Source organism: Nocardioides mesophilus (genome assembly GCF_014395785.1).
In the GTDB taxonomy this organism is placed as follows: Bacteria; Actinomycetota; Actinomycetes; order Propionibacteriales; family Nocardioidaceae; genus Nocardioides_B; species Nocardioides_B mesophilus.
Genome location: NZ_CP060713.1, coordinates 552,209 through 577,767 on the forward strand (window position 1 = coordinate 552,209; position 25,559 = coordinate 577,767).

27 protein-coding genes and 1 tRNA gene are annotated in these 25,559 nt (G+C 72.3%); 8 read left to right on the forward strand and 20 right to left on the reverse strand.

Features of this window, described 5'->3' with window-relative positions; genetic code table 11:
• Positions 1-97 precede the first annotated feature (97 nt).
• The gene (locus H9L09_RS02550; protein ID WP_187579207.1) at positions 98-742 is read left to right on the forward strand and encodes an SDR family oxidoreductase; all 645 of its coding nucleotides are present in this window, start codon (positions 98-100) and stop codon (positions 740-742) included.
• 143 nt (positions 743-885) lie between these two features.
• Here the strand turns inward: H9L09_RS02550 and leuS are convergent, their stop codons facing one another.
• The 4 genes from leuS to H9L09_RS02570 form a co-directional block, all read right to left on the reverse strand.
• The gene (gene leuS / locus H9L09_RS02555; protein ID WP_187579208.1) at positions 886-3,414 is read right to left on the reverse strand and encodes a leucine--tRNA ligase; all 2,529 of its coding nucleotides are present in this window, start codon (positions 3,412-3,414) and stop codon (positions 886-888) included.
• 216 nt (positions 3,415-3,630) lie between these two features.
• Positions 3,631-4,086 carry a MarR family winged helix-turn-helix transcriptional regulator gene (locus tag H9L09_RS02560; RefSeq protein ID WP_187579209.1) on the reverse strand — a complete coding sequence of 152 codons (456 nt, stop codon included), beginning with the start codon at positions 4,084-4,086 and terminating at the stop codon, positions 3,631-3,633.
• A 182-nt stretch (positions 4,087-4,268) separates the two neighbouring features.
• Complete coding sequence (locus tag H9L09_RS02565; RefSeq protein WP_187579210.1) at positions 4,269-4,535, reverse strand: hypothetical protein; 267 nt, start codon at positions 4,533-4,535, stop codon at positions 4,269-4,271.
• A gap of 10 nt (positions 4,536-4,545) precedes the next feature.
• Positions 4,546-6,237: a sodium:solute symporter family protein gene (locus tag H9L09_RS02570; protein WP_223164187.1), complete on the reverse strand. Its 1,692-nt coding sequence runs from the start codon at positions 6,235-6,237 to the stop codon at positions 4,546-4,548.
• Between the two features lie 193 nt (positions 6,238-6,430).
• Between H9L09_RS02570 and galE the strand changes: the two genes are divergently transcribed.
• From galE to H9L09_RS02585, 3 genes are read left to right on the forward strand one after another with little or no spacing between them, the layout of a single operon-like run.
• A complete protein-coding gene (gene galE / locus H9L09_RS02575) occupies positions 6,431-7,402 on the forward strand; it encodes a UDP-glucose 4-epimerase GalE (protein ID WP_187579212.1) in 972 nt (323 codons plus the stop codon).
• On the forward strand, positions 7,399-8,160 hold the full coding sequence (locus H9L09_RS02580; RefSeq protein ID WP_187579213.1) for an SDR family NAD(P)-dependent oxidoreductase: 762 nt from the start codon (positions 7,399-7,401) through the stop codon (positions 8,158-8,160). The genes galE and H9L09_RS02580 overlap by 4 nt, the downstream gene beginning before the upstream one ends.
• 48 nt (positions 8,161-8,208) lie before the next feature.
• Complete coding sequence (locus tag H9L09_RS02585; protein WP_187579214.1) at positions 8,209-8,730, forward strand: YflT domain-containing protein; 522 nt, start codon at positions 8,209-8,211, stop codon at positions 8,728-8,730.
• 31 nt (positions 8,731-8,761) lie between these two features.
• On the opposite strand, the gene H9L09_RS02590 is transcribed toward H9L09_RS02585, so the two are convergent.
• Positions 8,762-8,953 (reverse strand): hypothetical protein, encoded by a 192-nt coding sequence (locus H9L09_RS02590; protein ID WP_187579215.1) that lies wholly within the window; start codon positions 8,951-8,953, stop codon positions 8,762-8,764.
• Between the two features lie 60 nt (positions 8,954-9,013).
• On the opposite strand from H9L09_RS02590, the gene H9L09_RS02595 reads away from it, so the two are divergent.
• The 4 genes from H9L09_RS02595 (at position 9,014) to H9L09_RS02610 (ending at position 12,190) form a co-directional block, all read left to right on the forward strand.
• Entirely contained in the window at positions 9,014-9,424 is a 411-nt protein-coding gene (locus H9L09_RS02595; protein ID WP_223164188.1) for a rhodanese-like domain-containing protein, read from the forward strand.
• Positions 9,425-9,631: 207 nt separating this feature from the next.
• Complete coding sequence (locus H9L09_RS02600; RefSeq protein ID WP_187579216.1) at positions 9,632-10,480, forward strand: MIP/aquaporin family protein; 849 nt, start codon at positions 9,632-9,634, stop codon at positions 10,478-10,480.
• A 144-nt stretch (positions 10,481-10,624) separates the two neighbouring features.
• Positions 10,625-11,839: a formaldehyde dehydrogenase, glutathione-independent gene (fdhA, locus tag H9L09_RS02605; protein ID WP_187579217.1), complete on the forward strand. Its 1,215-nt coding sequence runs from the start codon at positions 10,625-10,627 to the stop codon at positions 11,837-11,839.
• 150 nt (positions 11,840-11,989) lie between these two features.
• Positions 11,990-12,190 carry a hypothetical protein gene (locus H9L09_RS02610; protein WP_187579218.1) on the forward strand — a complete coding sequence of 67 codons (201 nt, stop codon included), beginning with the start codon at positions 11,990-11,992 and terminating at the stop codon, positions 12,188-12,190.
• 81 nt (positions 12,191-12,271) lie between these two features.
• On the opposite strand, the gene H9L09_RS02615 is transcribed toward H9L09_RS02610, so the two are convergent.
• The 15 genes from H9L09_RS02615 to H9L09_RS02685 all read right to left on the reverse strand — a co-directional run bounded on the left by H9L09_RS02615 (position 12,272) and on the right by H9L09_RS02685 (position 25,456).
• Positions 12,272-12,344, reverse strand: a tRNA-Ala gene (locus tag H9L09_RS02615).
• An 84-nt stretch (positions 12,345-12,428) separates the two neighbouring features.
• Complete coding sequence (locus H9L09_RS02620) at positions 12,429-13,136, reverse strand: histidine phosphatase family protein (protein WP_187579219.1); 708 nt, start codon at positions 13,134-13,136, stop codon at positions 12,429-12,431.
• Positions 13,133-13,513 carry a ribosome silencing factor gene (rsfS, locus tag H9L09_RS02625; RefSeq protein ID WP_187579220.1) on the reverse strand — a complete coding sequence of 127 codons (381 nt, stop codon included), beginning with the start codon at positions 13,511-13,513 and terminating at the stop codon, positions 13,133-13,135. The genes H9L09_RS02620 and rsfS overlap by 4 nt, the downstream gene beginning before the upstream one ends.
• Complete coding sequence (nadD, locus tag H9L09_RS02630) at positions 13,510-14,103, reverse strand: nicotinate-nucleotide adenylyltransferase (protein ID WP_187580629.1); 594 nt, start codon at positions 14,101-14,103, stop codon at positions 13,510-13,512. The genes rsfS and nadD overlap by 4 nt, the downstream gene beginning before the upstream one ends.
• A 79-nt stretch (positions 14,104-14,182) precedes the next feature.
• Positions 14,183-14,356: a hypothetical protein gene (locus H9L09_RS02635; protein WP_187581052.1), complete on the reverse strand. Its 174-nt coding sequence runs from the start codon at positions 14,354-14,356 to the stop codon at positions 14,183-14,185.
• Between the two features lie 10 nt (positions 14,357-14,366).
• Positions 14,367-14,987 carry a CDP-alcohol phosphatidyltransferase family protein gene (locus H9L09_RS02640; RefSeq protein ID WP_187579221.1) on the reverse strand — a complete coding sequence of 207 codons (621 nt, stop codon included), beginning with the start codon at positions 14,985-14,987 and terminating at the stop codon, positions 14,367-14,369.
• A 46-nt stretch (positions 14,988-15,033) separates the two neighbouring features.
• The gene (locus H9L09_RS02645) at positions 15,034-16,092 is read right to left on the reverse strand and encodes a winged helix DNA-binding domain-containing protein (RefSeq protein ID WP_187581053.1); all 1,059 of its coding nucleotides are present in this window, start codon (positions 16,090-16,092) and stop codon (positions 15,034-15,036) included.
• A 149-nt stretch (positions 16,093-16,241) separates the two neighbouring features.
• Positions 16,242-17,498, reverse strand: a complete 1,257-nt coding sequence (locus H9L09_RS02650; protein ID WP_187579222.1) for a glutamate-5-semialdehyde dehydrogenase — start codon at positions 17,496-17,498, stop codon at positions 16,242-16,244.
• Between the two features lie 24 nt (positions 17,499-17,522).
• Complete coding sequence (locus H9L09_RS02655; protein ID WP_187579223.1) at positions 17,523-17,873, reverse strand: hypothetical protein; 351 nt, start codon at positions 17,871-17,873, stop codon at positions 17,523-17,525.
• Positions 17,874-18,033: 160 nt separating this feature from the next.
• On the reverse strand, positions 18,034-19,155 hold the full coding sequence (gene proB / locus H9L09_RS02660; RefSeq protein WP_187579224.1) for a glutamate 5-kinase: 1,122 nt from the start codon (positions 19,153-19,155) through the stop codon (positions 18,034-18,036).
• Complete coding sequence (obgE, locus tag H9L09_RS02665; protein ID WP_187579225.1) at positions 19,152-20,702, reverse strand: GTPase ObgE; 1,551 nt, start codon at positions 20,700-20,702, stop codon at positions 19,152-19,154. The genes proB and obgE overlap by 4 nt, the downstream gene beginning before the upstream one ends.
• A gap of 134 nt (positions 20,703-20,836) precedes the next feature.
• Positions 20,837-21,094, reverse strand: a complete 258-nt coding sequence (gene rpmA / locus H9L09_RS02670) for a 50S ribosomal protein L27 (protein WP_187579226.1) — start codon at positions 21,092-21,094, stop codon at positions 20,837-20,839.
• 71 nt (positions 21,095-21,165) lie between these two features.
• The gene (gene rplU / locus H9L09_RS02675) at positions 21,166-21,474 is read right to left on the reverse strand and encodes a 50S ribosomal protein L21 (protein ID WP_187579227.1); all 309 of its coding nucleotides are present in this window, start codon (positions 21,472-21,474) and stop codon (positions 21,166-21,168) included.
• A gap of 302 nt (positions 21,475-21,776) precedes the next feature.
• Positions 21,777-22,157 (reverse strand): hypothetical protein, encoded by a 381-nt coding sequence (locus tag H9L09_RS02680; protein ID WP_187579228.1) that lies wholly within the window; start codon positions 22,155-22,157, stop codon positions 21,777-21,779.
• The gene (locus H9L09_RS02685; protein WP_187579229.1) at positions 22,154-25,456 is read right to left on the reverse strand and encodes an Rne/Rng family ribonuclease; all 3,303 of its coding nucleotides are present in this window, start codon (positions 25,454-25,456) and stop codon (positions 22,154-22,156) included. The genes H9L09_RS02680 and H9L09_RS02685 overlap by 4 nt, the downstream gene beginning before the upstream one ends.
• Positions 25,457-25,559 lie beyond the last annotated feature (103 nt).

Sequence of the window (25,559 nt, forward strand, 5' to 3'; positions counted from 1 at the left end):
GCCGAAGGTTACCGGGCAGTGCCGCCCCGCACCCGGAATCCTCCGGGGGTCATCGGTGTTCGGACAAGTGACCAGTCATTCGACCGAAAGGACCCATATGCGCGTCGTCATCGCAGGCGGACACGGCCAGATCGCCCTCCTGCTGGAGCGCCAGCTGACCGACAACGGCGACCAGGCTGTCGGCCTCGTCCGCAACCCCGACCACGTCAGCGACGTGGAGGACACCGGAGCCGAGGCGGTGGTCCTCGACCTCGAGAAGAGTGACGTGGACGCGGTCGCCGAGGTGCTTCGCGGCGCCGACGCCGTCGTCTTCGCCGCCGGTGGCGGGCCCAACAGCGGTCCGGAGCGCAAGGACACCGTCGACCGAGGGGCAGCGGTGCTGCTCGCCGACGCCGCCGAGCGCGCGGCCGTGCGGCGCTACGTGATGATCTCCTCGATGGGCACCGACCAGGCCGACCCGGACAGCGACGACGCCTTCCAGGTCTACCTGCGCGCCAAGAAGGCCGCGGACGACGACCTGCGCGCCCGCGACCTCGACTGGACGGTCGTGCGGCCGGGTCGGCTCACTGACATGACGGGCACCGGCAGCGTCCGGGTCGGCACGCTCGAGCGCGGCGACATCCCTCGCGCCGACGTGGCGGCGACCCTGCTGGCGGCGCTGCACACGTCGCAGACGATCGGCAAGACCTTCGAGGTGCTCGAGGGCGACACCCCGATCGTCGAGGCGCTCCGCTCGCTGTGACGGCCCCGGGTGCCGGCCGGGTCCGCCCGGCGGCGGCTGGGGCCGGCGCCCCAGTGCTTCCCCAGGGAGTTTGACGCTTCCCATGGGCCACGGCCCATGGGAAGCATCAAACGTCCGACATCCCGTGGTAATCGGCGGCGGGGTCAGCCGGCGACGATGTTGACCAGCTTCGGCGCCCGGACGATTACCTTGCGCACCGTCTTGCCCTCCAGGGCCCGCTGCACGCCCGGGTCGGCCATCGCGGCGGCCTCCAGGTCCGCCTCGGCGATCCCGGGCGCCACCTCCAGCCGGGCCCGCACCTTGCCCTGGACCTGGACGACCGCGGTCACCGAGTCCTCGACCAGCAGCGCCTCGTCGACGACCGGCCAGCCGGCCCGCGCCACCGTGGGCTGGTGACCCAGACGCGCCCACATCTCCTCGGCGGTGTACGGCGCCACCAGGCTCAGCAGCACGGCCACCGCCTCGACCGCCTCGCGCACGGCAGGGTCGGCCGGGCCGCAGCCGGCGTCGATCGCCTTGCGGGTGGTGTTCACCAGCTCCATCACCCGCGCGACCATCACGTTGAAGCGGTGCCCGTCGATCAGCTGGGCGGCGTCGGCCACGGTGCGGTGGGTGGCCTTGCGCAGCGCGACGTCACCGGCGTCGACGGCGCCGCCCACCGGGGCGGTGACGTCCCCGCTCAGCCGCCAGGCGCGCTGCAGGAACTTCAGCGACCCCGACGGCGACATGTCCGCCCAGTCGATGTCGTCCTCCGGCGGCCCGGCGAAGACCAGCGTCAGCCGGACCGCGTCGACGCCGTACCGGTCGATCATCTCGCCCAGGTTGACCCCGTTGCCCAGCGACTTGCTCATCGCCTTGCCCTGGTTGATCACCTGGCCCTGGTTCATCAGGGCCTGGAACGGCTCCTCGAAGTCGACCATCCCCATGTCGTGCAGCACCTTGGTGAAGAACCGGCTGTACAGCAGGTGCAGGATCGCGTGCTCGACACCGCCGACGTACTGGTGCGCCGGCATCCAGTCCCGCACCGCGTCGGGGTCGAACGGCCCGTCGGTGTAGTGCGGCGAGCAGTAGCGCAGGAAGTACCACGACGAGTCCACGAAGGTGTCCATCGTGTCGCTGTCGCGCTTGGCCGGACCGCCGCAGGACGGGCAGTCGACGTTGACCCAGTCCTCGGCCGCGGCCAGCGGTGAGGTGCCCTTGGGCTTCAGGTCGGCGCCGCGCAGGTCGGGCAGTACGACGGGCAGCTGGTCGTCGGGGACCGGGACCTCGCCGCAGGTCGGGCAGTGGACGATCGGGATCGGGCAGCCCCAGAACCGCTGCCGCGACAGCAGCCAGTCGCGCAGCCGGAAGTTGACGGCGCTGCGGCCGTGCCCCTCGGCCTCCAGCCGCTCGACGATGCGCCGGATGCCGGTGACCTTGTCGCTCAGGCCGTCCAGGCTGAACCCGTCGCTGCTGGAGCTGACGTAGGTGCCGTCGCCCGGCGTCGCGACGAAGGTCTGCGCCGGGTCCGGCTCGCCGGTGTCCACGACCATCCGCACCGGCAGGTCGAAGGCCTGGGCGAAGTCCAGGTCACGCTGGTCGTGGGCGGGCACCGCCATGACCGCACCGGTTCCGTAGTCGGCCAGCACGTAGTCCGCCGCCCAGACCGGGATCCGCTCGCCGCTGACCGGGTTCACCGCGTGCCGGCCCAGGAACACGCCGGTCTTCGGCCGGTCGCTGGCCAGCCGGTCGATGTCGCTCTCCTTGCGCACCTGGGTCAGGTAGCTGTCGAACGCCTCCCGCTGCTCGGGCGCGCACAGCTCGTCGGCCAGCTTGGCGTCGGCGGCCACCACGAAGAACGTCGCGCCGTACAGCGTGTCGGGGCGGGTCGTGAAGACGGTGACCGACAGCGCCTCGTCCTGTCCGTCGCGCGGCTCGATGTCGAAGTCGACGTAGGCGCCCTCGCTGCGACCGATCCAGTTGCGCTGCATGGCCAGCACCCGCTCGGGCCAGGTGTCCTTCAGCCCCTCCATGTCGTCCAGCAGCCGCTGGGCGTAGTCGGTCACCTTGAAGTACCACTGGGTCAGCTCGCGCTTGGTGACCTCGGCGCCGCAGCGGTCGCACATCCCGCCGACCACCTGTTCGTTGGCCAGCACCGTCTGGTCGTTGGGGCACCAGTTCACCGGGCTGGACTTGCGGTAGGCCAGGCCCCGCTCGCGGAAGCGCAGGAACAGCCACTGCGTCCACCGGTAGTACTCCGGGTCCGAGGTGTGCAGCCGCCGGGACCAGTCGAAGGAGACCGCGTAGCGCCGGAACGACTCGGCCTGGGTCTCGATGTTGGCGTAGGTGTAGGTCGCCGGGTGCTCGTCGCGCTTGATCGCGGCGTTCTCGGCGGGCAGGCCGAAGGAGTCCCAGCCGATCGGGTTCAGCACGTCGTAGCCGCGCTGCCACCAGTACCGCGCGATCACGTCGTGCAGCGCCATCACCTCCGCGTGACCCATGTGCAGGTCACCGCTCGGGTAGGGGAACATCGTCAGCGCGTAGCGGCGCTCGCGGGAGCCGTCGTCGGCGGCCTGGAACGGGTTCAGGTCCTCCCAGACCGCGCGCCACTTCTTCTGCGCGGTCTCGACGTCGTAGGTCACGTCCTGCTGCGCGGTCTCGACGTCGTAGGTCACGTCCTGCTGCTCGGTCATCTCGTCTCGTCTTCCTGGACAGCGGTGGTGGCGGGGCCTTCCGTGCGCCCGGACCCGGGGCACAAAAAAACCCCTCGGGCACGAGGGGTAGCCGCATCGACGCCGAGCCCGACCAGCGGGCTTCGGATCAATGCGGCCTGATAAGCAGGAGGCTCTTCCGCATAACGCCAGGGTACCGCACCGGCGACGCAGCGTCAGGGGTCGCCCGCGGCCCGCTCACCAGCCGTCGACGACCGGCTCCAGGCTCCGCTCGAGACGGATCAGGGCTCGGCGGAACGCCGGGTAGTCCTCCCCCACCAGCTCGGCCCACTGCTTGTCGACCTGCTCGGTCACCGTGCTGATCGCGTCGAAGGCCGACCACCCGGTCTCGGTGAGCCGGACCACCCGCAGCCTGCGGTCCCCCTCCTGGTGCTCGCGCACCAGGTAGCCGCCGCGCTCGAGCTGGTGCAGCAGGTGGTTCATCGCCTGCTTCGAGGAGGCGTTGCGCAGCGCCAGCATGCCCGGCCGCTGCCCGTCGGGCCCGGGGAACTGGAACACCCCCAGGTGCGCGGGGAGGATGTCGCCGAAGCCGGCGTGCGCCAGCGCCGTCATGACCTGGTGACGCAGCAGCGTCGCGGGCCGGCGGATCAGCGCCGAGGCAGCCGGCATCGTGTCGTGCGAGATCTCCCCCACAGCGTGGTCCCCCCACTGGCTAGGTGGGCCAGGCGGCCCGGCGGCGCGGCGTCAGGTTCCGCGCACAGGACCATTCTGCGGAAAGGCACCCCCTGTTTGTCCCGATTTCAACCAAACTGACCGAACACCAGCGACCGCCCGCACGTCCCAGGACCGCCCCGGGTAGGCCGCCGTGGGGGCGCTCAGGAGGACGAGGCCTCGGTGTCGTCGTCGGGGATCACCGTGGGTCGCCACCGGGCCCACAGCAGGAAGCAGGCCGCGGCGACGATCATCCCGATCCCGGCCCACAGGTTGATGTTCAGGCCGCCGGCCATCTCCAGGTCGGCGTCGGTCGTGCCCAGCAGGCCGACCAGGACCAGGACGACGCCGTACACCCCGATCAGTGCGCCGATGAAGACCCGGATGTCGAAGGCACCCGCCTTGTGGCTGCGCTGCTGCTGCTCGCTCATGAGGGCTCCTTCACCAGAACAGGATGTTGAGGACGATGACGATCACCAGGGCGACGCCGGCGAGCTGGGTGGGCTTCTGGTACCACGACAGGTGCTCGGGGTCCTCCTGGTGGTAGTCGGACCTCGGGGTCAGCGACCAGACCAGGCCGCGCAGCTCCGACTCCGGCTTGGGCTTGGTCACCATGCTGACCACGATGCTGACCGCGAGGTCGACGAAGAACGCGGCGCCGGCGGCGACGAAGCTGGCGCCCTGGCCGCTCAGCGGCAGCACCCCCACCGAGAGGCTGCCCAGCGTGTCCTCGCTGAGCACCGCGACCGCGACCGCGGCCACGGTGCCGCTGACCAGCCCGACCCAGCCGGCCGTCGGGGTCATCCGCTTCCAGAACATTCCGAGGATGAAGGTGGCGAACAGCGGGGCGTTGAAGAAGCCGAACAGGGTCTGCAGGTAGTTCATGATGTTCTCGTACTGCGCGGCGAAGGTCGCGGTGCCGATCGCCACGAGGGTGGCGCCGACGGTGGCGATCCGGCCGACCCGCGTGTAGTAGTCGTCGTCGCGGTCCTTGACGATGTAGTCCTGCCACAGGTCGTAGGAGAAGACGGTGTTGAACGCCGAGATGTTCGCCGCCATCCCGGCCATGAACGAGGCCAGCAGACCCGCGATCGCGACCCCCAGCATCCCGTTCGGCAGCAGGTCCCGGATCAGGTAGAGCAAGGCGTTGTTGTAGTCGGGACTGCCTCCCTGGGCCTTGGGCTGGGCGATCTCGTTGACCAGCACCGCGGCGATCATGCCGGGCAGGATCACGATGAACGGCACGAACATCTTGGGGTAGGCACCGATGATCGGCGAGCGCTGCGCCGCCGAGATCGAGCTGGACGCCATCGCCCGCTGGACCTCGACGAAGTTGGTCGTCCAGTAGCCGAAGGAGAGGACGAACCCGAGTCCGAAGACGATGCCGATGACGGAGAGCAGCGGGCTCTCGATCCCGGTGAGGGCCGTGCCGGGCCAGGACGAGAGCTGCTCGGCACCACCGGAGGTGGCGGTGATCTTCTCCTTCAGGCCGTCGTAGCCACCGACCTTCTTCAACCCCACCAGGGTCAGCGGCAGCAGCGCCGCCACGATCACGAAGAACTGCAGGACCTCGTTGTAGATCGCTGCCGACAGCCCGCCCAGCGCGGTGTAGGTCAGCACGATCGCGGCCGCGGCGATCAGCGAGACCCACAGCGGCCAGCCGAGCAGCGCGTCGACCACGCTCGCCAGCAGGAACAGGTTGATGCCGGCGATCAGCAGCTGGGCCACGGCGAAGCTGATCGCGTTGACCAGGTGGGCGGTCGGCCCGAACCGGCGGTTCATGAACTCGGGGACCGAGCGCACCTTCGAGCCGTAGTAGAACGGCATCATCACCACGCCCAGGAACAGCATGGCCGGGACCGCGCCGATCCAGAAGTAGTGCACGGTCGGGACGCCGTAGTTGGCCCCGTTGGCCGACATGCCGATGATCTCGACCGCGCCGAGGTTGGCCGAGATGAACGCCAGCCCGGTCACCCACGCCGGCAGCGAGCGCCCGGAGAGGAAGAAGTCCAGGCTGCTCGACACGGATCGTCGGGCCAGGATCCCGATCCCGAGGACGAAGGCGAAGTACAGCGCGATCAGCCCGTAGTCGACCCAGCTGGCATCGAGCTGGAGCTGACTGTCCGCAGCCATGATCATGAGCCGCCTCCTCTGGTGTGCACGGAGCCCGTCGAGGTGGTCCTTCCCCCGACACCGCGGACTCATGCCTGCCGCGGCCAGATCGTGTCCGTCGGCGGGCGCCGGCGACCGGCTAGGGTCGGCGACTCAGGCAGTTCGAACGGGTCCCGCGGTCTTCCGGGACCCCCGAGGACCCAGGAGTGCAGGCGTGACGTGGTTGGTCACCGGCGGAGCCGGCTACATCGGGGCCCACGTGGTCCGGGCGTTCCTCGAGGAAGGGCTCGAGTGCGCCGTCATCGACGACCTCTCCAGCGGGCACCGTGGGTTCGTGCCCGAGACGGTGCCGTTCGTCGAGGGCAGCGTCCTCGACACCGAGCTGCTGGTGGGCGCGATGCGCACCCACGGCGTGGTCGGCGTGGTGCACCTGGCGGGTTTCAAGTACGCCGGGGTCTCGGTGCAGCGTCCGCTGCACACCTTCGAGCAGAACGTCACCGGGACGCTGCACCTGCTGCAGGCCATGCAGGTGGTCGGCGTCGACAAGATCGTCTACTCCTCCAGCGCGGCCACGTTCGGCACGCCGCAGGAGCCTCTGGTGACCGAGACCAGCCCCACCCGGCCGGAGTCGCCGTACGGCGAGAGCAAGCTGGTCGGCGAGTGGTTGCTGCGCGACCAGGCGGTCGCCACGGGTCTGCGGCACACGTCGCTGCGCTACTTCAACGTGGTGGGCTCCGGCTCGGACACGATCCACGACACCAGCCCGCACAACCTGTTCCCGCTGGTGATCGAGGCGCTGCTCGAGGGCCGGACCCCGCAGATCTACGGTGCCGACTACGACACCCCGGACGGCACCTGCGTGCGCGACTACGTGCACGTCGCCGACCTGGCGCTCTCCCACGTGGCCGCCGCCCGGGCGCTGGTCGAGGAGCGGCCGCTGGAGCCGGTCTACAACCTCGGCAGCGGTGACGGGCTCTCGGTCCGTCAGGTCATGGACGCGATGCGCCGGGTGACCGGCGTCGACTTCACCCCGGAGCTCCAGCCGCGACGACCCGGCGACCCGGACCGGATCGTGGCCTCCGGCGAGCTGGCCGCGCGTGACCTGGACTGGCGGATGCGCCACGACGTGGACGAGATGGTGGCGAGCGCCTGGCGCGCCCGCCGGGCGGCGGAGGTGGCGCGGTGAGCGTCCTGGACCTGTTCCGGCTCGACGGCCGGGTCGCCGTCGTCACCGGCGCCTCCTCCGGCCTGGGCGTCGCGTTCGCGCAGGCCCTGGCCGAGGCAGGGGCCGACGTGGTGCTCGGCGCCCGCCGGATCGACCGGCTCGAGGAGACCCGGCGGCTCGTCGAGGACGCCGGCCGGCGGGCGGTCGCGATGCGCACCGACGTCGCCGACCCCGACGACTGCCAGCGGCTCGTCGACGCCGCGATGCTGGAGCTCGGCCGGGTCGACGTCCTGGTCAACAACGCCGGCGTCGGCACCGCCGTGCCGGCCACCCGGGAGTCTCCCGAGGAGTTCCGCCGGGTCATCGAGGTGAACCTCAACGGGTGCTACTGGATGGCGCAGGCGTGCGGTCGGGTGATGCGTCCGGGCAGCAGCATCATCAACATCAGCAGCGTCCTGGGCCTGACCACGGCCGGGCTGCCGCAGGCGGCGTACGCCTCGAGCAAGGCGGCGCTGATCGGCCTGACCCGCGACCTCGCCCAGCAGTGGACCGGCCGCAAGGGGATCCGGGTCAACGCGCTCGCTCCGGGCTTCTTCGCCTCCGAGATGACCGAGCAGTACCCACCGGGCTACCTGGACTCGATGCAGCAGCGGATCCCGGCGGGCCGTCAGGGCGAGGCGGCGGAGCTGGCCGCTGCGCTGGTCTTCCTGGCCAGCGACGCCGGCGGCTACGTCACCGGGCAGACGCTGGCCGTCGACGGCGGGCTGACGATCACCTGAGGGCTTTCGCCTCAGGTTCCTCTTGGGGAACGGTGCGACGATGAGGTCATGAGCAGCCAGGCGAACATGCGCATCCCCCGGTCCGGGCTGACCCTGGACTTCCCGCAGTCCCTCGGCGTGTACGCGGAGTACGCCGAGGCCCAGAAGGCGGTCGACTTCCTCTCCGACAACGAGTTCCCGGTCGAGAACTGCATGATCGTCGGCACCGAGCTCAAGCAGGTCGAGCGGGTGACCGGGCGGCTCACCACCGGTCGCGTCGCGGTCGGCGGCCTGCTCTCCGGGGTCTGGCTGGGCCTCTTCGTCGGCCTGATCTTCTCCCTGTTCGCGACCGGCAGCAACAGCGGCTCGGCGTTCGCCGTGATCGTGTCCACGGCGCTGTTCGGCGCGCTGTTCGGGGTCATCTGGGCGCTCGTCGGGTACGCCGCTGCGCGCGGCAAGCGTGACTTCAGCTCGGTCAGCCAGATCGTGGCCACGCGCTACGAGGTCCTGGTCGAGCACAAGTACGCCGCCCGCGGGCGCGAGCTGCTGGCCACCATGCCCGGCACCCGGCCGTCCGCGTTCGACGCCTGACGCTGGCCGCGGCCCGGCTGTTCCTCGCGGGCTAGGCGAGCGCGGCGACGGCCAGCACCACCAGGGCCACGCCGAGCACGACCCACACCGCCACCAGGCCGCCGGCCAGCGGGCCGGTGCGCTTGGTGCGCACGGGTGTGGAGGTGTCCCGGTGGGGCGCGCTGACGGTCTCGCTCTGGGGGTCGAGGTTGGACTCGCCGTCGGAGGGTGCGGGGCTGGTCATGTCCACCGGGTACCCGACCCGGGCCGGCTCACGCCTGCCGGCGCGGCTACGGTGGCGCTCGTGAGCCTCCCCCTGCGCCTGGTCGTCGCGGTCCTCGCCCTGCTGCTGCTGGGCTCCGTCACCGCCTGCTCCTCCGAGACGGCTTCGGGTGCGGACGGGTCAACCGGGCGCACCGTGGAGCCGGCCGAGGCCCGTGCGCTCATCGAGCACGGAGCGGTGGTGATCGACGTCCGCACCCCAGAGGAGTTCGCCGAAGGCCACCTCGAGGGCGCGCTGAACCTGGACCTCCAGAACACCGACTTCTTCGACCAGCTGGGCGACCTCGACCCCGACGACACCTTCGTCGTCTACTGCCGCAGCGGCTCCCGGGCGGCGGCCGCGATCGAGCAGATGGTCTCCCGGGGCTTCGAGGACGTGGTGAACGCGGGAGGCTTCGACGCCCTCGAGGCGGCCGGCATCGCCACGCAGTGAGCCCCGGCCGCAAGGCCCCTCCCCGACCCGTCGCGGAGCCGCAAACGAGCGGTCCGGCACTCGCGCGCTTTGTCTGTTGACCGGTCGCGACGGCCGGTCCTAGCGTCGAGGAGTCCTTCGGCCACCGCCGTCCTCGCGGTCCCGCCCCGGATCAACCGGGAGACCCTGGCGGCGCCGCCGACCACCTGCGAACAGGGGGCCGCAGCAATGGAGGTACCACTCCTGCGTCGTGTGCTGGCCGAGTTCCTCGGCACCGCGATGCTCGTACTCTTCGGGGCGGGCTCGGTCGTGGCGGCGTTCGCCATCGGCGGCGGCAGCGTCGACTACGCCGGGCTGGGCATCATCGCGCTGGCGTTCGCGCTGGTCGTCGCCCTGGCCATCTACACCCTCGGGACGACGTCGGGCGCGCACATCAACCCGGCCGTCACGATCGCCCTTGCCGCGGTGGGCCGCTTCAGGTGGGCGGAGGTGGCGCCGTACGTCGCCGCCCAGCTCGCCGGCGGCGTTGCGGGCGCGCTGCTGATCGTGGCCTACGTCGGCGACCGGGCGACCGACTTCGGCGGGGTCGGAGTGACCACGCTCGGTGGCGGGGTCTCCGTCCTCGAAGGCATGGTCGCCGAGGCACTCGGCACGTTCCTGCTGATGTTCACGATCATGGCGGTGGCCGTGGACGGGCGGGCACCGGCGGGCTGGGCCGGCTTCCTGATCGGTCTCGCGGTCGCCGCCGAGATCATGGTCATCGGACCGTTCACCGGCGGCTCGGTCAACCCGGCGCGGTCCTTCGGCCCGTACGTCGTCAACGACCTGTTCGGCGGATCCTCCCCGTGGGTCGACTTCTGGGTCTACGTCGTCGGGCCCGTCGTCGGTGCCGGCGTGGCCGCCTTCAGCTACGAGCTGCTGGCCCGCCCGGTGGCCGCCGTGCCGCCGATCGGACCCTCCGCCGAGTCGGGAACTCCGGCTGCGGAGATGGACACCGGCACGCCCGGGTCCCCCGGCTCCGAGGTGCCCACCCCGCGGCGCGGCGCGGCAGGAGCGCGATCACGCAGCAAGACCTGAGCCAGCAGGAGCTGAACCAGCTTCGACCGTGCCGCGCCGGCCCGTGACCCCGGTCGCCGCGTCGGCACGTGACCGGCGCGCCAGGAGTCGCGTCGTACGGCTGCCGTCGAGAGTCGAAGGCAGCATGCGGAGGGAGACACGTCCATGCCAGGCAACAAGGCAGTCATCTTCAAGGGACCCGGCAGCGTCGCCGTCGAGTCCACCGAGTACCCGACGTTCGAGCTCAAGGACGGCCCGGGGGTCAACCCCGCCAACGTGGGCCGCGAGCTGCCGCACGCCGCGATCCTCAAGGTCGTCGCGACCAACATCTGCGGCAGCGACCAGCACATGGTGCGCGGTCGGACGACAGCGCCCACCGGCCTGGCACTGGGTCACGAGATCACCGGTGAGGTCGTCGAGACCGGACCCGGCGTCGAGTACATCAAGCAGGGGGACCTGGTCTCGGTCCCGTTCAACATCGCCTGCGGGCGCTGCCGCAACTGCAAGGAGGGCAAGACCGGCGTCTGCATGAACGTGAACCCCGACCGCCCCGGCTCGGCGTACGGGTACGTGGACATGGGCGGCTGGGTCGGCGGCCAGGCGGAGTACGTGCTGGTGCCCTACGCCGACTGGAACTGCCTGAAGTTCCCCGACAAGGACCAGGCCATGGACAAGATCCGGGACCTGGCGATGCTCTCCGACATCTTCCCGACCGGCTTCCACGGGGCCGTCAGCGCCGGTGTCGAGCCGGGCTCCACGGTCTACATCGCGGGCGCCGGTCCGGTCGGCCTGGCGGCGGCGACGTCGGCGTTCCTGCTCGGAGCGGCCGTCGTCATCGTGGGGGATCTGCAGAAGGAGCGGCTGGAGCAGGCGCGCAGCTTCGGCTGCGAGACCGTCGACGTCTCGCAGGGCGACCCGAAGGACCAGGTGGAGCAGATCCTGGGTGAGCCGGAGGTCGACTGTGCCGTCGACGCCGTCGGCTTCGAGGCGCACGGCCACGGCAGCGACGCGCAGATGGAGCGGCCGGCGACGGTGCTGAACACGGTCATGGACGTCACCCGTGCCGGCGGCGCGGTCGGCATCCCGGGCCTCTACGTCACCGGTGACCCGGGGGCGGCCGACGAGGCGGCCAAGGTCGGCTCGTTGTCGATCCGTCTCGGCCTCGGCTGGGCGAAGTCGCTGGCGTTCACCACCGGGCAGTGCCCGGTGATGCGCTACAACCGCAAGCTGATGATGGCGATCCTGCACGACCGCGTGCAGATCGCGAAGAACGTCAACGCGACCGTGATCCCGCTAGACCAGGCCCCCGAGGGGTACGCCGACTTCGACAAGGGAGCGGCCCGCAAGTACGTCCTCGATCCGCACGGGATGATCTCGTAGCGGTCGCTCACGGGTGCGGGAGCCGGCCCTGCTGGGATCCCGCACCCGTGCCCCGGTGGTCTGGTCACGAGGCGCTGAGGTGGCGGAGCGTCGGTATTATCGGTCTTGTCACGTTGTTCCGGGGGCCGACCGCGCACCAGAGAGCCTGTGATGAGAATCGACGACCGCCTCGACCTCGAGTTCGCCTACACGTCCTACCAGGACTCCTGCCGCGACCTGTACTCGCCGCACTACCTGTGCCGGCGACCGGACGGCCATGACGGCGAGCACGCCGCCGGCTTCGGCACCGACCGGCTGCGCTGGGCGCGCCACGCCGAGCAGCCCTCGCGGCGCACCGGACGCACCGGCTGACCTGACCCGGGTCGTCCGGGGCCCGGGCCGCCGTACGACGAAAGAACGGACGGCCTGCGGTTCGCAGGCCGTCCGTCGAAGTGGAGCTGAGGGGACTCGAACCCCTGACCCCCTCCATGCCATGGAGGTGCGCTACCAGCTGCGCCACAGCCCCGCCACCCTTGCGGGCAACTCGGGAATCTTAGCCAACCCACTCCCCGGATGCGAAATCGGGGGTGCGGCCGCGACCCCTCCGGGCTCAGCCTTCGTCGGGCAGCCGCTGCGGCGCGGTGTGCCCGGGCCGCACCGACTCGTTGTAGCCGCCCATCCGCAGGGGGCCCCCGGCGTCGAGCTCCTCGAGGGTCACCCAGGCGCAGTTGTCGATCCCGCGCAGCGTCGGCGCCAGGCTCGCGGGCCAGCCGAGCAGGCCGACCACGCCCACCTTGAGGCAGGCGCCGTGGGTGACGACCAGGCCGGTCTCCCCCGGCTCCAGGCCGGCCAGGCACTCCCCCAGGGCCGCGAGCATCCGCGCGAGCACCTCGTCGGGCAGCTCCGCGCCCTCCAGCCGGACCTTCCCGTCGCCGCTGGCCCAGGACGCGTGCTCCGCGGGGAACCGCTCGGCGAACTCCGCGATCGTCAGCCCCTGCCGCACCCCGACGCCGAACTCACGCAGCCGCGGGTCGACCTCGGCGACGACGCCGGTGGCCTCCTCGAGGTAGCCGCAGGTCTGCCGGGCCCGGGCGAGGTCGGAGGTCCAGATCCGGGTCGGTCCCAGCGAGGCGAGGTACGGCGCCGCCGCGGCCGCCTGGGCATGGCCGAGCCCGTCCAGCGCGACGTCGGCGTGGCCCTGGGCCCGACCGGCCGCGTTCCACGCCGTGCGTCCGTGGCGCACGACGACCAGCCGGCGGCCGGGGCCGCCGGCGACCCCGCCCGCGCCCGGTGCGGGGGCGTCGAGGTCGCGGCTCACTCGCCGCGGCCGGAGGTCACCGTGGACGGCAGCTCGATCAGCGGGCAGTCGCGCCAGAGCCGCTCGAGGGCGTAGAAGGAGCGCTCCTCCTCGTGCTGCACGTGCACGACGATCTCGGCGTAGTCGATCAGCACCCAGCGGCCGTCGCGCTCACCCTCGCGGCGCAGCGGCTTGGCGCCGAGGTCGCGCAACCGGTCCTCGATCTCGTCGACGATCGCCTTGACCTGCCGGTCGTTGGGCGCGGAGCAGAGCAGGAAGGCGTCGGTGATGACGAGCTGCTCGGAGACGTCGAAGGCCATGATGTTCTCGGCGAGCTTGTCCGAGGCCGCCTGGGCGGCGGTGCGGACGAGCTCGAGGGCGTGTGCGGTGGCTGTCACAGGGTTCCTACTGGCTGGTGGGGCAGATAGAGGTCGTACTTGGAGATGTACTGGACGACGCCGTCGGGCACGAGGTACCAGACCGGGTCGCCTGCTGCGGTGCGGTGCCGGCAGTCGGTCGAGGAGATCGCCAGCGCGGGGATCTCCACCATCGTGACCCGGTCCCCGGGGATGTTGTCGAGCAGCGTCGGGGCGACGTCGTAGCCGGGCCGCGTGCAGCCGACGAAGTGAGCGAGGTCGAACAGCTCGCCGGCGTCGCGCCAGGTGAAGATGTTGCCGAGGGCGTCGGCGCCGGTGATGAAGAACAGCTCGGCACCGGGGATCTGAGCGTGCAGGTCGCGGAGCGTGTCGATGGTGTACGTCGGGCCGGCCCGGTCGATGTCGACGCGCGAGACCCGGAAGCGGGGGTTCGACGCGGTCGCGATGACCGTCATCAGGTAGCGGTCCTCGGCCGGCGAGACCTCGCGCTCGGTCTTCTGCCAGGGCTGTCCGGTCGGGACGAAGACCACCTCGTCCAGGTCGAACCAGGCCTGCACCTCGCTGGCCGCGACCAGGTGGCCGTGGTGGATCGGGTCGAAGGTGCCGCCCATCACGCCGACGCGTCGGGCCGTCGCGGCCCGGGAGCTGCCCGCGTCAGCCACTCGCCACCGTCATCTGGATCGCAGCCGGTCAGGAGTGGTCGCGGCCGCGGCCGAAGGCCAGCAGGGCGCCCATCAGGGCCAGCAGCACGATGAAGGTGCCGACACCGACGAGGTAGGGGTTGACGGCGGGAGCGGACGTGGCGACCTCGGACAGGCCGGGGACGATCGTCGTGACGAGGGACAGGGGCGACGCTGGCGACATGGCGCACAGCCTACCGTGCGGGCACCGGCAGCCCGATGCGCGCCAGCCGCACCAGCGAGGCGCACTTCAGCCCGAGCAGCGCCAGCGCGATCACCAGGCCCAGCCACGGCATCCCGGTCACCAGCAGGATCACCGCGAACAGCGCCGAGTTGACCGCCTTGCCGGGCTTGGACCAGTTCCACAGCCACAGTGGCCGGTCGATGACGTAGAAGTAGTTGGGGCTGCGCACCGCCCAGGCCAGGAAGGCCAGCGACAAGAAGCAGTCGACGACCATGAACTCCGCGAGGTACACCAGCACCGGGGCGGCCATCTCCGGCTGCAGCCACATCAGCCCCAGGTAGAACGCGGCCGCGCAGAAGCGGTCGCTGAGGATGTCGAGCACCGCCCCGATCCGGGTCTCGCAGCCGCGCACCCGCGCGACGAGCCCGTCGGCCATGTCGCCGACCCAGTAGACGACCAGCGCGACCACCAGCAGCGTCAGGCTGCCCTCCCGGGCGGCCACCCCGGCCAGCGCGACCGAGGCCACGGTGCGCACGGCGGTCACGACGGTGGCGGAGGTGGCGATGCGCTCGGCAGCGGGATCGGTCCAGACGTCAGCCTCGGGCGCCCCCGCGCTCTCGGTGGCGGTCATGGCCCGAACCCTAGTCGTCGCCCGGGGCCGGGGCACCGGCAACTCCTCAGCCGAGCAGCGTGGCGTGGATCCGGCCGGGGAACCGCACGCTCACCCGGTGCTCGGCCAGCATCCCGGCGACCCGGTCCAGCTCGGCGTCCAGCTCGGCGCGGCGCCGCGCCGGTACGTCGACGAAGTAGTGGCTGCGCAGCTCGCCGTCCGGCCGCTGCCCCCAGGCGCCGACCACCTCGCCGTCCACCCAGAGCGTCGGGCCGGCGTTGCCGTTGCGGTCGAAGGCCTCGTGGCAGGAGTCCGGGAGGTACCACGCCCGCTGCTTCCAGCCCATCGTGGTCGGGTCCAGTGAGGGCAGCGCCGCCACCCACGGCCCCGCGTCGCCGACCGGTGCCTCGTCGTCGGCGGCCACCCAGCCGGGCGCTCCGTCGAGGTCGACGGGGACCGCGCCGCAGCCCTCCAGCGCGTGCCGGGTCAGTGCCGTGGTCCACCCCGCCCACCACTGCAGGTCGGCGGTGGTGCCCGGACCGAACCGCCGCAGCCACAGGTCGGCCAGCTCCACGGCGGCCCGCCTCTCCTCGGCCGGGTCGACCGGGTCGACCGGGTCGGTGGGGCCGGCGCCGTCCAGCCCGGGGCTGATCCAGGTGTCGGTGGCGGCGTAGGCGTAGGCGCCGCTCACCCAGGAGCCCGAGGGCCGGGTCCGGATCACCGCCCCCTCGAAGCCGAGCCCCAGCAGCACCCGGGTGTGGGCCGCGGCGGTCGTGGCGTAGGGCTTGCCCGGCGACATGGCCAGCGGGTGGCGCAGCGCGGGCACCAGCTCGCCGAGCCGCCGGGCGGTCAGCGGACCGTGCTCCTCCAGGGCCGCCAGCGTCCGGTCCCGGGCGTCGGCCAGCCAGGCCTCCGGGTCGGCGACGCCGTTGTCGGCGAGCAGCCTCAGGGTGCGCCGCCGTTCCTGACCGGCCACCCTGCGGGTGGCCGCGGCGTGCATGGTCCGGGCCACCGGCGGGGTCGCCACCCACAGCGTCCGCCGCATCGCGTGGTGGCGCACCACGCTGCGGTCGTCGTACAGCGCCTGCTCCACCGCGGCGATCGAGGGCCGCCGCATCCGCACCATCGCGGAGAGGAAGACCGTGACCGGGTCGGTGGAGTGCAGCGCGACCAGCGCGTCGGCGATGGCGGGTACGTCGTCGACCCGGTCCCGCGGCAGCAGCAGGTGCCGCCGGGCCAGCCGGGAGCGCCGCTCGCCGACCGGGACCGTCCGGGTCAGCGGACGTGCCCGTCGCCGACGACGACGTACTTGGTGGAGGTCATCTCCGGGAGCCCCATCGGGCCGCGGGCGTGCAGCTTCTGGGTGGAGATGCCGATCTCGGCGCCGAAGCCGAACTCGCCGCCGTCGGTGAACCGGGTGGAGGCGTTCACCAGCACGGCCGCGGCGTCGACGGCCGCGGTGAAGCGGCGCGAGGCCTCCAGCGAGCGGGTCACGATCGCCTCGCTGTGCCCGGAGGAGTGCCGGCGGATGTGGGCGAGGGCGGCGTCGAGGTCGGGGACCACCGCGGCGGAGATGTCGAGGGAGAGGTACTCGGTGCCCCAGTCCTCCTCGGTGGCCGCGACGACCCCGTCCTGCGCGGCGAACGCCGGGTCGCCGTGCACCGTGACGCCGGCCTGCTGCAGCGCCGTCACCACCCGCGGCAGGAACTCCTCGGCGACGTCGGCGTGCACCAGCAGCGACTCGGCGGCGTTGCACACCGACGGCCGCTGGGTCTTGGCGTTGAGGACGATCGCCAGCGCCTGGTCGAGGTCGGCGTCGCGGTCGACGTAGACGTGGCAGTTGCCGACCCCGGTCTCGATGACCGGCACCGTGGACTCCTCCACGACCGAGCGGATCAGCCCGGCGCCGCCGCGCGGGATCAGCACGTCCACCAGCCCGCGGGCGCGCATCAGCCGCTTGGCCGGCTCGTGCCCGGCGCCGGGCACCAGCTGCACCACGTCGGCCGGCAGCCCCGCCCGGACGGCGGCCTCGCGCAGCACCTCGACGACGGCCTGGTTGGACCGCGACGCGGTCGAGGAGCCCCGCAGCAGCACCGCGTTGCCGCTCTTGAGGCAGATGCCGGCCGCGTCCGCGGTCACGTTGGGCCGGGCCTCGTAGATGATCCCGACCACCCCGAACGGCACCCGGACCTGACGCAGCTCCAGGCCGTTGGCCAGCGTCGAGCCCCGGACCACCTCGCCGACCGGGTCCGGCAGCGCGGCCACCTCGCGCAGCCCCTCGGCCATCGCCGCCACCCGGGCCTCGTCGAGCCGGAGCCGGTCCACGAGCGCGGCGGCGGTGCCGGCCTGCTCCGCGGCCGACACGTCCTCGGCGTTCGCGGCCAGCACCCGTTCGACCGACTCCTGGAGGAGGTCGGCCATCAGCAGCAGCGCGGCGTCCTTGGTCGCGCGGGTCGCCAGCGACAGCTCCGCGGCGGCCTCACGGGCCCGACGCGCCACGGTCTCGACGGCATCGACAGGCGGTTCGCTCATGGCTCAAGCGTAGGCGCGCCCGGCTCAGAACGGCAGCGGCGTCACGTCGTGCAGGTCCACGATGACGGCGTACTCCATGCCGCGGCTGAGGTAGACCGCCCGCTCGAGCACCTCGAGGCCGACGACCTCCCAGCGCGGCAGCCCGGCCGACTCGCGGTGCTCGTTCCAGATCCGCAACGCGAGCGAGGAGGCGTCCAGCAGCGACTCGGCCTCCTCCCAGTACTGGATCTCGGCGCGGCCGCCGGCGTACTTCAAGGAGTGCAGGAAGGGGTGCTGCTCGTTGAGCCGGCGAAGCGCGTTGCGCACCACCAAGGGCTCGACCGCGTCGCCTGCGACGGTCACGGTCACGTGCCACAGCCGTGGTTGCTCGGCCACTGACCCACCTTCCGAAAACGGAACCTCGAGACCCCCGACCTCACCTGGCAGCGGTGCCAGGTGGACCTTCTCAGTCTGTCGGGCTTTGTCGGGACGCGCACCCGAACCCACAAATCCTTGGCCTGTCCCGGCTGTACCGGACGCCGTTCTCCCGCCGGGCTCAGTCGGTCAGCAGCGCCAGGTCGTCGCGGTGCACGACCTCGCGCTCGTAGGACGAACCGAGCTCACGGGCGAGGTCGTGGGTGGAGCGGCCGATCAGCCCCGGGAGCTCCTCGGAGTCGTAGTTCACCAGGCCCCGGGCCACCGGGGTGCCGTCGGGGTCGACGAGGTCGACCGGGTCGCCGCCGACGAAGCTGCCGGTGACCCCGGTGATGCCGGCCGGCAGCAGCGAGGCGCGCCGCTCGACGACCGCTCGCACCGCCCCGGGGTCGAGCACGATGCTGCCCTTCGGCTCGGTGGCGTGCGCCAGCCACAGCAGCCGGGTCGGCCGGCGCCGGCCGGTGGGGTGGAACATCGTGCCGACGGGCTCCCCGGCGAGCGCCGCGGCAGCCTGCGCGGCCGAGGTCAGCACCACCGGGATGCCGGCGCCGGTCGCGATCCGGGCGGCCTCCACCTTGGTCACCATCCCGCCGGTGCCGATCCCGGCCCGGCCCGGACGGCCCACGTCGACACCGTCGAGGTCGGAGGTGGACCCGACGTCGCTGAGCAGCGAGGTGCCGTCCTGGTCCGGGTGGCCGTCGTAGAGCCCGTCCACGTCGCTGAGCAGCAGCAGCAGGTCCGCGTGCACCAGGTGCGCGACAAGGGCGGCCAGCCGGTCGTTGTCGCCGAACCGGATCTCGGAGGTGGCCACCGTGTCGTTCTCGTTCACGATCGGCACCACGCCGAGCTCGAGCAGCTTGGCGAAGGTCCGGTAGGCGTTGCGGTAGTGGCTGCGCCGGGTGACGTCGTCGACGGTGAGCAGCACCTGGCCCACCGCCACCTGGTGCCGGGCGAACTCCTCGGTGTAGCGGTGCACCAGCAGGCCCTGGCCGACCGAGGCCGCCGCCTGCTGGGTGGCCAGGTCGCGGGGGCGCCGCGGCAGCGACAGAGGCGCCAGGCCGGCGGCGATCGCCCCCGAGGAGACCAGCACCACCTCGGCGCCACGACCGCGCAGCCCGGCCAGCGCATCGACGAGAGCGCTGATCCGCTCCGGGTCGATGCCGCCCGTGGCGCTGGTGAGCGACGAGGAGCCGATCTTCACCACGACCCGTGCGGCGTCGAGGACGCCGCGGCGGGTGCTCACTCCTGGCCCTCCGGGACGGCCACCTCACCGGGGTCGTCCTCGGACCAGCCCCAGTCGCCGGGGGCCTCGAGCTCGTCGGGCGTCGGCTCGGCGATCCCGAAGCGGCGGGCGACGTCGGCGCGGGTCTCGCCCTCGCGCCGGTCGGCCATCGCCTCCTCGATCGCCCGGCGGCGCAGCGCGGACGGTCGGCTCTCCTCGAACCGGACGTCCTCGCCGCGGCGACCCAGGATCTCGGCGCCGGCCATCATCATCGGCTTGAAGTCGAAGACCACCGCGTTGTCGGCCTCGCCGATGAGCACCGCGTCGCCCTCCTGGGCGCCGAGCGCGAGCAGCCGCTCCTCGACCCCGAGGCGGTTGAGCCGGTCGGCGAGGAAGCCGACCGCCTCGTCGTTGCTGAAGTCGGTCTGCCGGACCCAGCGCTCCGGCTTCACGCCCCGCACCCGCCAGCCCTCGCCGGTCTCGCGGATGGTGAACTCGGGGCCGCCGGTGGTGTCCGGGGGCCGGATCACGATCCGGGTCGCCTCGGCGAGCGGCCGGGCGGCCCGGGCCTCGGCGACGATCTCGGCCATCGCGAACGACAGCTCGCGCAGCCCCTCGTGGCTGGCCGCGGAGACCTGGAAGACCCGCAGGCCGCGCGCCTCCAGATCGGGCAGGACGATCTCGGCGAGGTCCCGGCCGTCGGGCACGTCGACCTTGTTGAGCGCGACCAGGCGCGGCCGGTCCTCCAGGCCGCCGTACCGCTTGAGCTCGTTCTCGATGACGTCGAGGTCGCCGACCGGCTCGCGGCCGGGCTCCATGGTGGCGGAGTCGATCACGTGCACCAGGGCCGCGCACCGCTCGATGTGGCGCAGGAAGTCGTGGCCGAGGCCGCGGCCCTCGCTGGCCCCCTCGATCAGGCCGGGCACGTCGGCCACGGTGAAGGTGGTGTCGCCGGCGGTGACCACGCCGAGGTTCGGCACCAGGGTGGTGAACGGGTAGTCCGCGATCTTCGGCCGGGCCCGGGAGAGCGCGGCGATCAGGCTGGACTTGCCGGCGCTGGGGAAGCCCACCAGACCGATGTCGGCGACCACCTTGAGCTCGAGCACGATGCTGCGGTCGTCGCCGGGCTCACCGAGCAGCGCGAAGCCCGGCGCCTTGCGCTTGGAGGAGGCCAGCGCCGCGTTGCCGAGCCCGCCGCGGCCGCCCTGCGCGATGACCAGCTCGGTGCCCGGGCCGACCAGGTCGGCCAGCACCGTGCCCTCCTCGTCGGTGACCAGGGTGCCGTCGGGCACCGGCAGCACCAGGTCGTGGCCGTGGCCGCCGTTGCGGTGCGAGCCGGCACCGTGGCCGCCGGACTCGGCACGCCGGTGCGGGCTGTGGTGGTAGTCGACGAGGGTGGTCACGTCGGGGTCCACCCGGAGGATGACGCTGCCGCCGGGGCCGCCGTTGCCGCCGTCGGGACCGCCGAGCGGCTTGAACTTCTCGCGGTGCACGGAGGCGACGCCGTTGCCGCCGCTGCCGGCGGTGACCTGCAGGACGACCCTGTCGATGAAGGTGGGGACGGCCATGCGGATCAGCTCCTGGCTGGATGTGGAACGTGCGGGGTGGTCACGGGGCGACCGGAAAAGCAACGAAGGGACACCCTGCTCGGTCGAGCAGGGCGCCCCTTGCGACGATGGTGCGACGAACTAGGAAGCCGAGCTCACCCGGCGGACGGAACGATGTTCACGACGCGGCGACCGCGCTTGGTGCCGAACTCGACGTTGCCGCCGACGAGGGCGAACAGCGTGTCGTCGCCGCCGCGGCCGACGCCGCTCCCGGGGTGGAAGTGGGTGCCGCGCTGGCGCACGATGATCTCGCCCGCGTTGACGAGCTGGCCGCCGTAGCGCTTCACACCGAGACGCTGTGAGTTTGAGTCCCGACCGTTCTTGGTCGAGGCTGCGCCCTTCTTGTGTGCCATGTGTCAGTCCTTGGTGTCGAAGAGGAGGTGAGGTTCGAAGCCGTCCGACCCGGGGCCGGTCACCCTCCGAGCTACTGGGAGATGTCGGTGACCTTGACCTGGGTGTACTTCTGACGGTGACCCTGGCGCTTGCGGTAGCCGGTCTTGTTCTTGTACTTCAGGATCGTGATCTTCGGGCCCTTCGTGCCGCCGAGGACCTCGGCGGTCACGCTGGCCTTGCCGAGCGCGTCCGCGCCGACGGTGACCTTCTCGCCGTCGACGAGCATGACCACGGGCAGGGTGACGGACTCGCCCACCACTCCTGCAACCTTGTCGATCTCGATGACGTCGCCGACAGCAACCTTCTGCTGCTGGCCGCCACTGCGCACGATCGCGTACACCGCGGTCTCACTCTCTGCTCGGGACTTCGGGTTCTCGGGCCCGTGTGCGGTCCAGAGGCCCCCTCGGGGGGCACTCCGACACCTGCCGGCGGACCGGGGCACACGGGGACGGCGTGTGTCACACACCGATCGACAAGTCTACGGACACACTCGGGCCCGGTCAAAACGGCCGCTCCCCCGCCCCATGATTACCACGGTATGCAGGAAGTCTGATGCTTCCCACGGGCCGAAGCCCGAGGGAAGCATCAGTCAGCCATGGGAAGTTCGCGGATGAGAAGCGGCCGGGCGGACCGACCAGCGCCTCAGCGCTTGCGGACGCCCTTCTTCTTCACCGGCACGTGGATGGCGATGGAGCGCTCGGCCCCGTCCTCGTCCACGTCACCGGATCCGTCGGTGCCACCGTCTGCGTGCTCCTCGGACGGTACGCCGGCCTCGGGGCCGGTCTGGTCCGCGGCCTCCGGCGACGTGACCGCGCCGTCGGACGCCTGCGTGGCCTCGACCCGGTCGGTCTCGGGATCCAGCGGACCGGCACCGGTCGGAGCGGTCGGGACGTCAGAGCCGTCCGCACCGGTCGTCGCGGCCTCGGCGGGCGCGGCAACGGAGCCGGCGCCGGCGTCTGCTGCGGCGGCCCCGGCGGGGGGTCCCGCCGGGCGGCGGGCCACCCGGCGACGTGACGAGGTCACGATCCGGGGGCGCTGACGACCGGCTCGACCTGCGTCGGGGCACTCGGCGGCTGCGGCTGCTCAGACGGGGCCTCGGTGACCGGCTCCGGCGTCGGCTGGGCCTGCTGCCGGTCCCCGTCGGCGCGCTCGGTGCGCTCCTCGGCGCGGTCGGCGCGCTCGGTGCGCTCGGTGCGCTCCTCGGTCCGGTCGGCGCGCTCGGTGCGCTCCTCGGTCCGGTCGGCGCGCTCGATGCGCTCCTCGGCGCGGTCGGTGCCCTCGTCGGTGCGCTCGGTGCGCTCCTCGGACTGCTGCCGGCCACGGCCACGGGAGCGCCGGCTGCGCTCACGGGGCTGCTCGACGCCACGGTCCTCCTGGGACGCCTCGCCTGCCCGCTCGCGACCCGGCTCGGAGCCCTGCTCGACCGGGACCTCGACCGCCTGCTCGACGGCCGTCGACGCACCGTCGACCTCCACCGCGGGCGCGACCGGGGTGCGGCCCTCTTCGCCGTCGGAGTCGACGTGGGCGCGCGCCATCGCGGCGATGTCCTTCGGCGACGGCATGGCGGTCGGACCGCCGTTGCCCTGCGGCCGCTCGTCCTCCTGACGACCTCGGGGGCGGCGACCGCGACGCGGCTCCTCCTCCACCCGCTTGCGGTTCTCGACCGGCTCGTGGTGGACGATCAGCCCACGGCCCTGGCAGTGCTCGCAGTTCTCGCTGAACGCCTCCAGCAGGCCGGTGCCGATCCGCTTGCGCGTCATCTGCACCAGGCCGAGCGAGGTCACCTCGGCGACCTGGTGGCGGGTCCGGTCACGACCGAGGCACTCCACCATCCGGCGCAGCACCAGGTCGCGGTTGCTCTCGAGCACCATGTCGATGAAGTCCACGACGATGATGCCGCCGATGTCGCGCAGCCGGAGCTGGCGCACGATCTCCTCGGCGGCCTCGAGGTTGTTCTTGGTGACGGTCTCCTCGAGGTTTCCGCCGGAGCCGGTGAACTTGCCGGTGTTCACGTCGACGACGGTCATCGCCTCGGTGCGGTCGATGATCAGCGAGCCTCCGGAGGGCAGCCAGACCTTGCGGTCGAGACCCTTGGCGATCTGCTCGTCGATCCGGTAGGCGGCGAAGACGTCGTCCTCGCTGTCGTAGCGCTCGAGGCGGTCCGACAGGTCCGGCGCCACGTGCTCGACGTAGTCCTCGACCAGGTCCCAGGCGTCGTCGCCGGAGACGACCAGCTTGCCGAAGTCCTCGGTGAACAGGTCGCGGACCACCTTCAGCGTGAGGTCCGGCTCGCCGTAGAGCAGCGCCGGGGCGTTGCCCTTGGCGACCTTGGCCTCGATGTCGCTCCAGCGCGCGGTGAGCCGCTCCACGTCGTGGGTCAGCTCCTCCTCGCTGGCTCCCTCGGCCGCCGTCCGCACGATCACGCCGGCGGACTCGGGGACGATCTCCTTGAGCAGGCTCTTGAGCCGGTTGCGCTCGGTGTCCGGGAGCTTGCGCGAGATGCCGCTGGTGGTCCCGTCGGGGACGTAGACCAGGAACCGGCCCGGCAGGCTGATCTGGCTGGTCAGCCGGGCGCCCTTGTGGCCGATCGGGTCCTTGCTGACCTGCACCAGCACCGACTGGCCGGACTTGAGCACCTGCTCGATCTTGCGCGGCCCGTTGCCGGCGCCGAGCGTGTCCCAGTTGACCTCGCCGGCATACAGGACGGCGTTGCGGCCCTTGCCGATGTCGATGAAGGCGGCCTCCATCGAGGGCAGGACGTTCTGCACCTTGCCGAGGTAGACGTTGCCGATGAGTGAGGTCTGCGACTCGCGGGCGACGTAGTGCTCGACGAGGACCTTGTCCTCCAGGACAGCGATCTGGGTGAGGTCCTTCTTCTGCCGGATCACCATCACCCGGTCGACGGCCTCACGTCGGGCCAGGAACTCCGCCTCGCTGACGATCGGCGCGCGGCGGCGGCCGGCTTCGCGGCCCTCCCGGCGGCGCTGCTTCTTGGCCTCGAGGCGGGTGGAGCCGCTGAGCGCGGTGATCTCGTCCTCGGGGTTGCGCGGCCGGCGCACGCGGGTGACGGTGTTCTCCGGCTCGTCACCGGAGTCGCCCTCGTCACCGGAACGGCGACGGCGACGACGACGGCGGGTCGAGGTGCCCTCGGCCTCGGCGTCCTCGTCCTTCTTCTCCCCGTTCGCCCCGTTCGCCCCGTTGGAGCCGTTGGAGCCGCCCTGTCCGGAACGGTTGTTCGGGGACCGGTCCTGGCCGCCCTGCCCGTTGGCCGGCGAGCCGGTCTCCTCCTCGGAGCCCTCGGCGTCAGCGCCGTCCTCGCCGTTGCCACCCTTGCGACGGCGGCGTCCGCCCCGACGGCGACGGCGGCGGCCGTTGCCGCCGGCTTCCCCGTTGTCGCCGGAATCGTCGCGGTCGTCCTGGTCCTCAGCCTGCTCGGCGCCCGGCTCGGTCGGCTCGGTCGGCTCGGAGTCGGTCTCCTCCGCGGCCGGCTCGGCGGCCGCCGTACGGCTGGTGCGCCGGCGGCTGGTCCTCTTCACAGGTGCCGGGGCGGCGGTGTCGTCGGCGCTCACGTCGGCGCCGTCCACCTCGGCCGACGTCGTCGGGCTCTCGGCGCTCTCTGCCGCGGCGGCCGCCTCGGCGGCCCGCGTCGCGGCGGTCTTGCGGGTACGGCGGGCAGGGGTGGCCCGGGCGGTGTCCGGCGGCTGGAAGAGCACGACCGGAGGGGCTACGGCCGACGTGGCGGCCGGGGTGGTCCCGCTGAGGGCGGCCTCGGCGGCAGCAGCCTCGGCGGCGGCCTCCTCGTCCTCGTCGGTCGTCACGACGTCCGCGGCATCGGCAGCCGCTCCCCCGAGCAGGTCGGCCGGCGCCTCGGCGGCGGCCTTCTTCGCCGTCGCCTTGCGCGGAGCCCGCTTCGCGGCGGTCTTCCTGGCGGCGGCCTTCTTCGCCGGCGCGGAGGCCTGCTCGGCGTCCTCGGCGGAGGAGACGGCCGCGGTCTCGGCGGAGGAGACAGCCGCGGTCTCGGCAGCCGGCGCGTCGGTCAGGCCGGGGAGGGTCTGGTCGGTGGGGGCGCCCTCCACGGGTGCCTGCCCGGCGTCGGCGGCGGCGGCCTTCCTGGTGGCCCGCTTCGCCGGGGCCTTGGCCGCGGCGGCCTTCTTCGCGGGCGCCTTCCGGGGCGCCCGCTTGGCCGCCGCCTTCTTGGCGGGGGCCGTCGAGCCGTCCTCGGGGCTCGTGTCCCCCGGCGCGTCACTGGAACGGTCGGCAGGTGCCTCGCCGGCTGCGGTGTCCTCGGGGGTGGGTGTCGCGGTGGTGTCGTCGTCGAGCATCTGCTCTCCTCGGCCCGGGGGGCGCGGTCCTACGCGCGGCACACCGGGGCGTGTCGTTCGTGCGACGGCGAACCGCGCACGCAAGCCTGCGGATGGCGGCCCC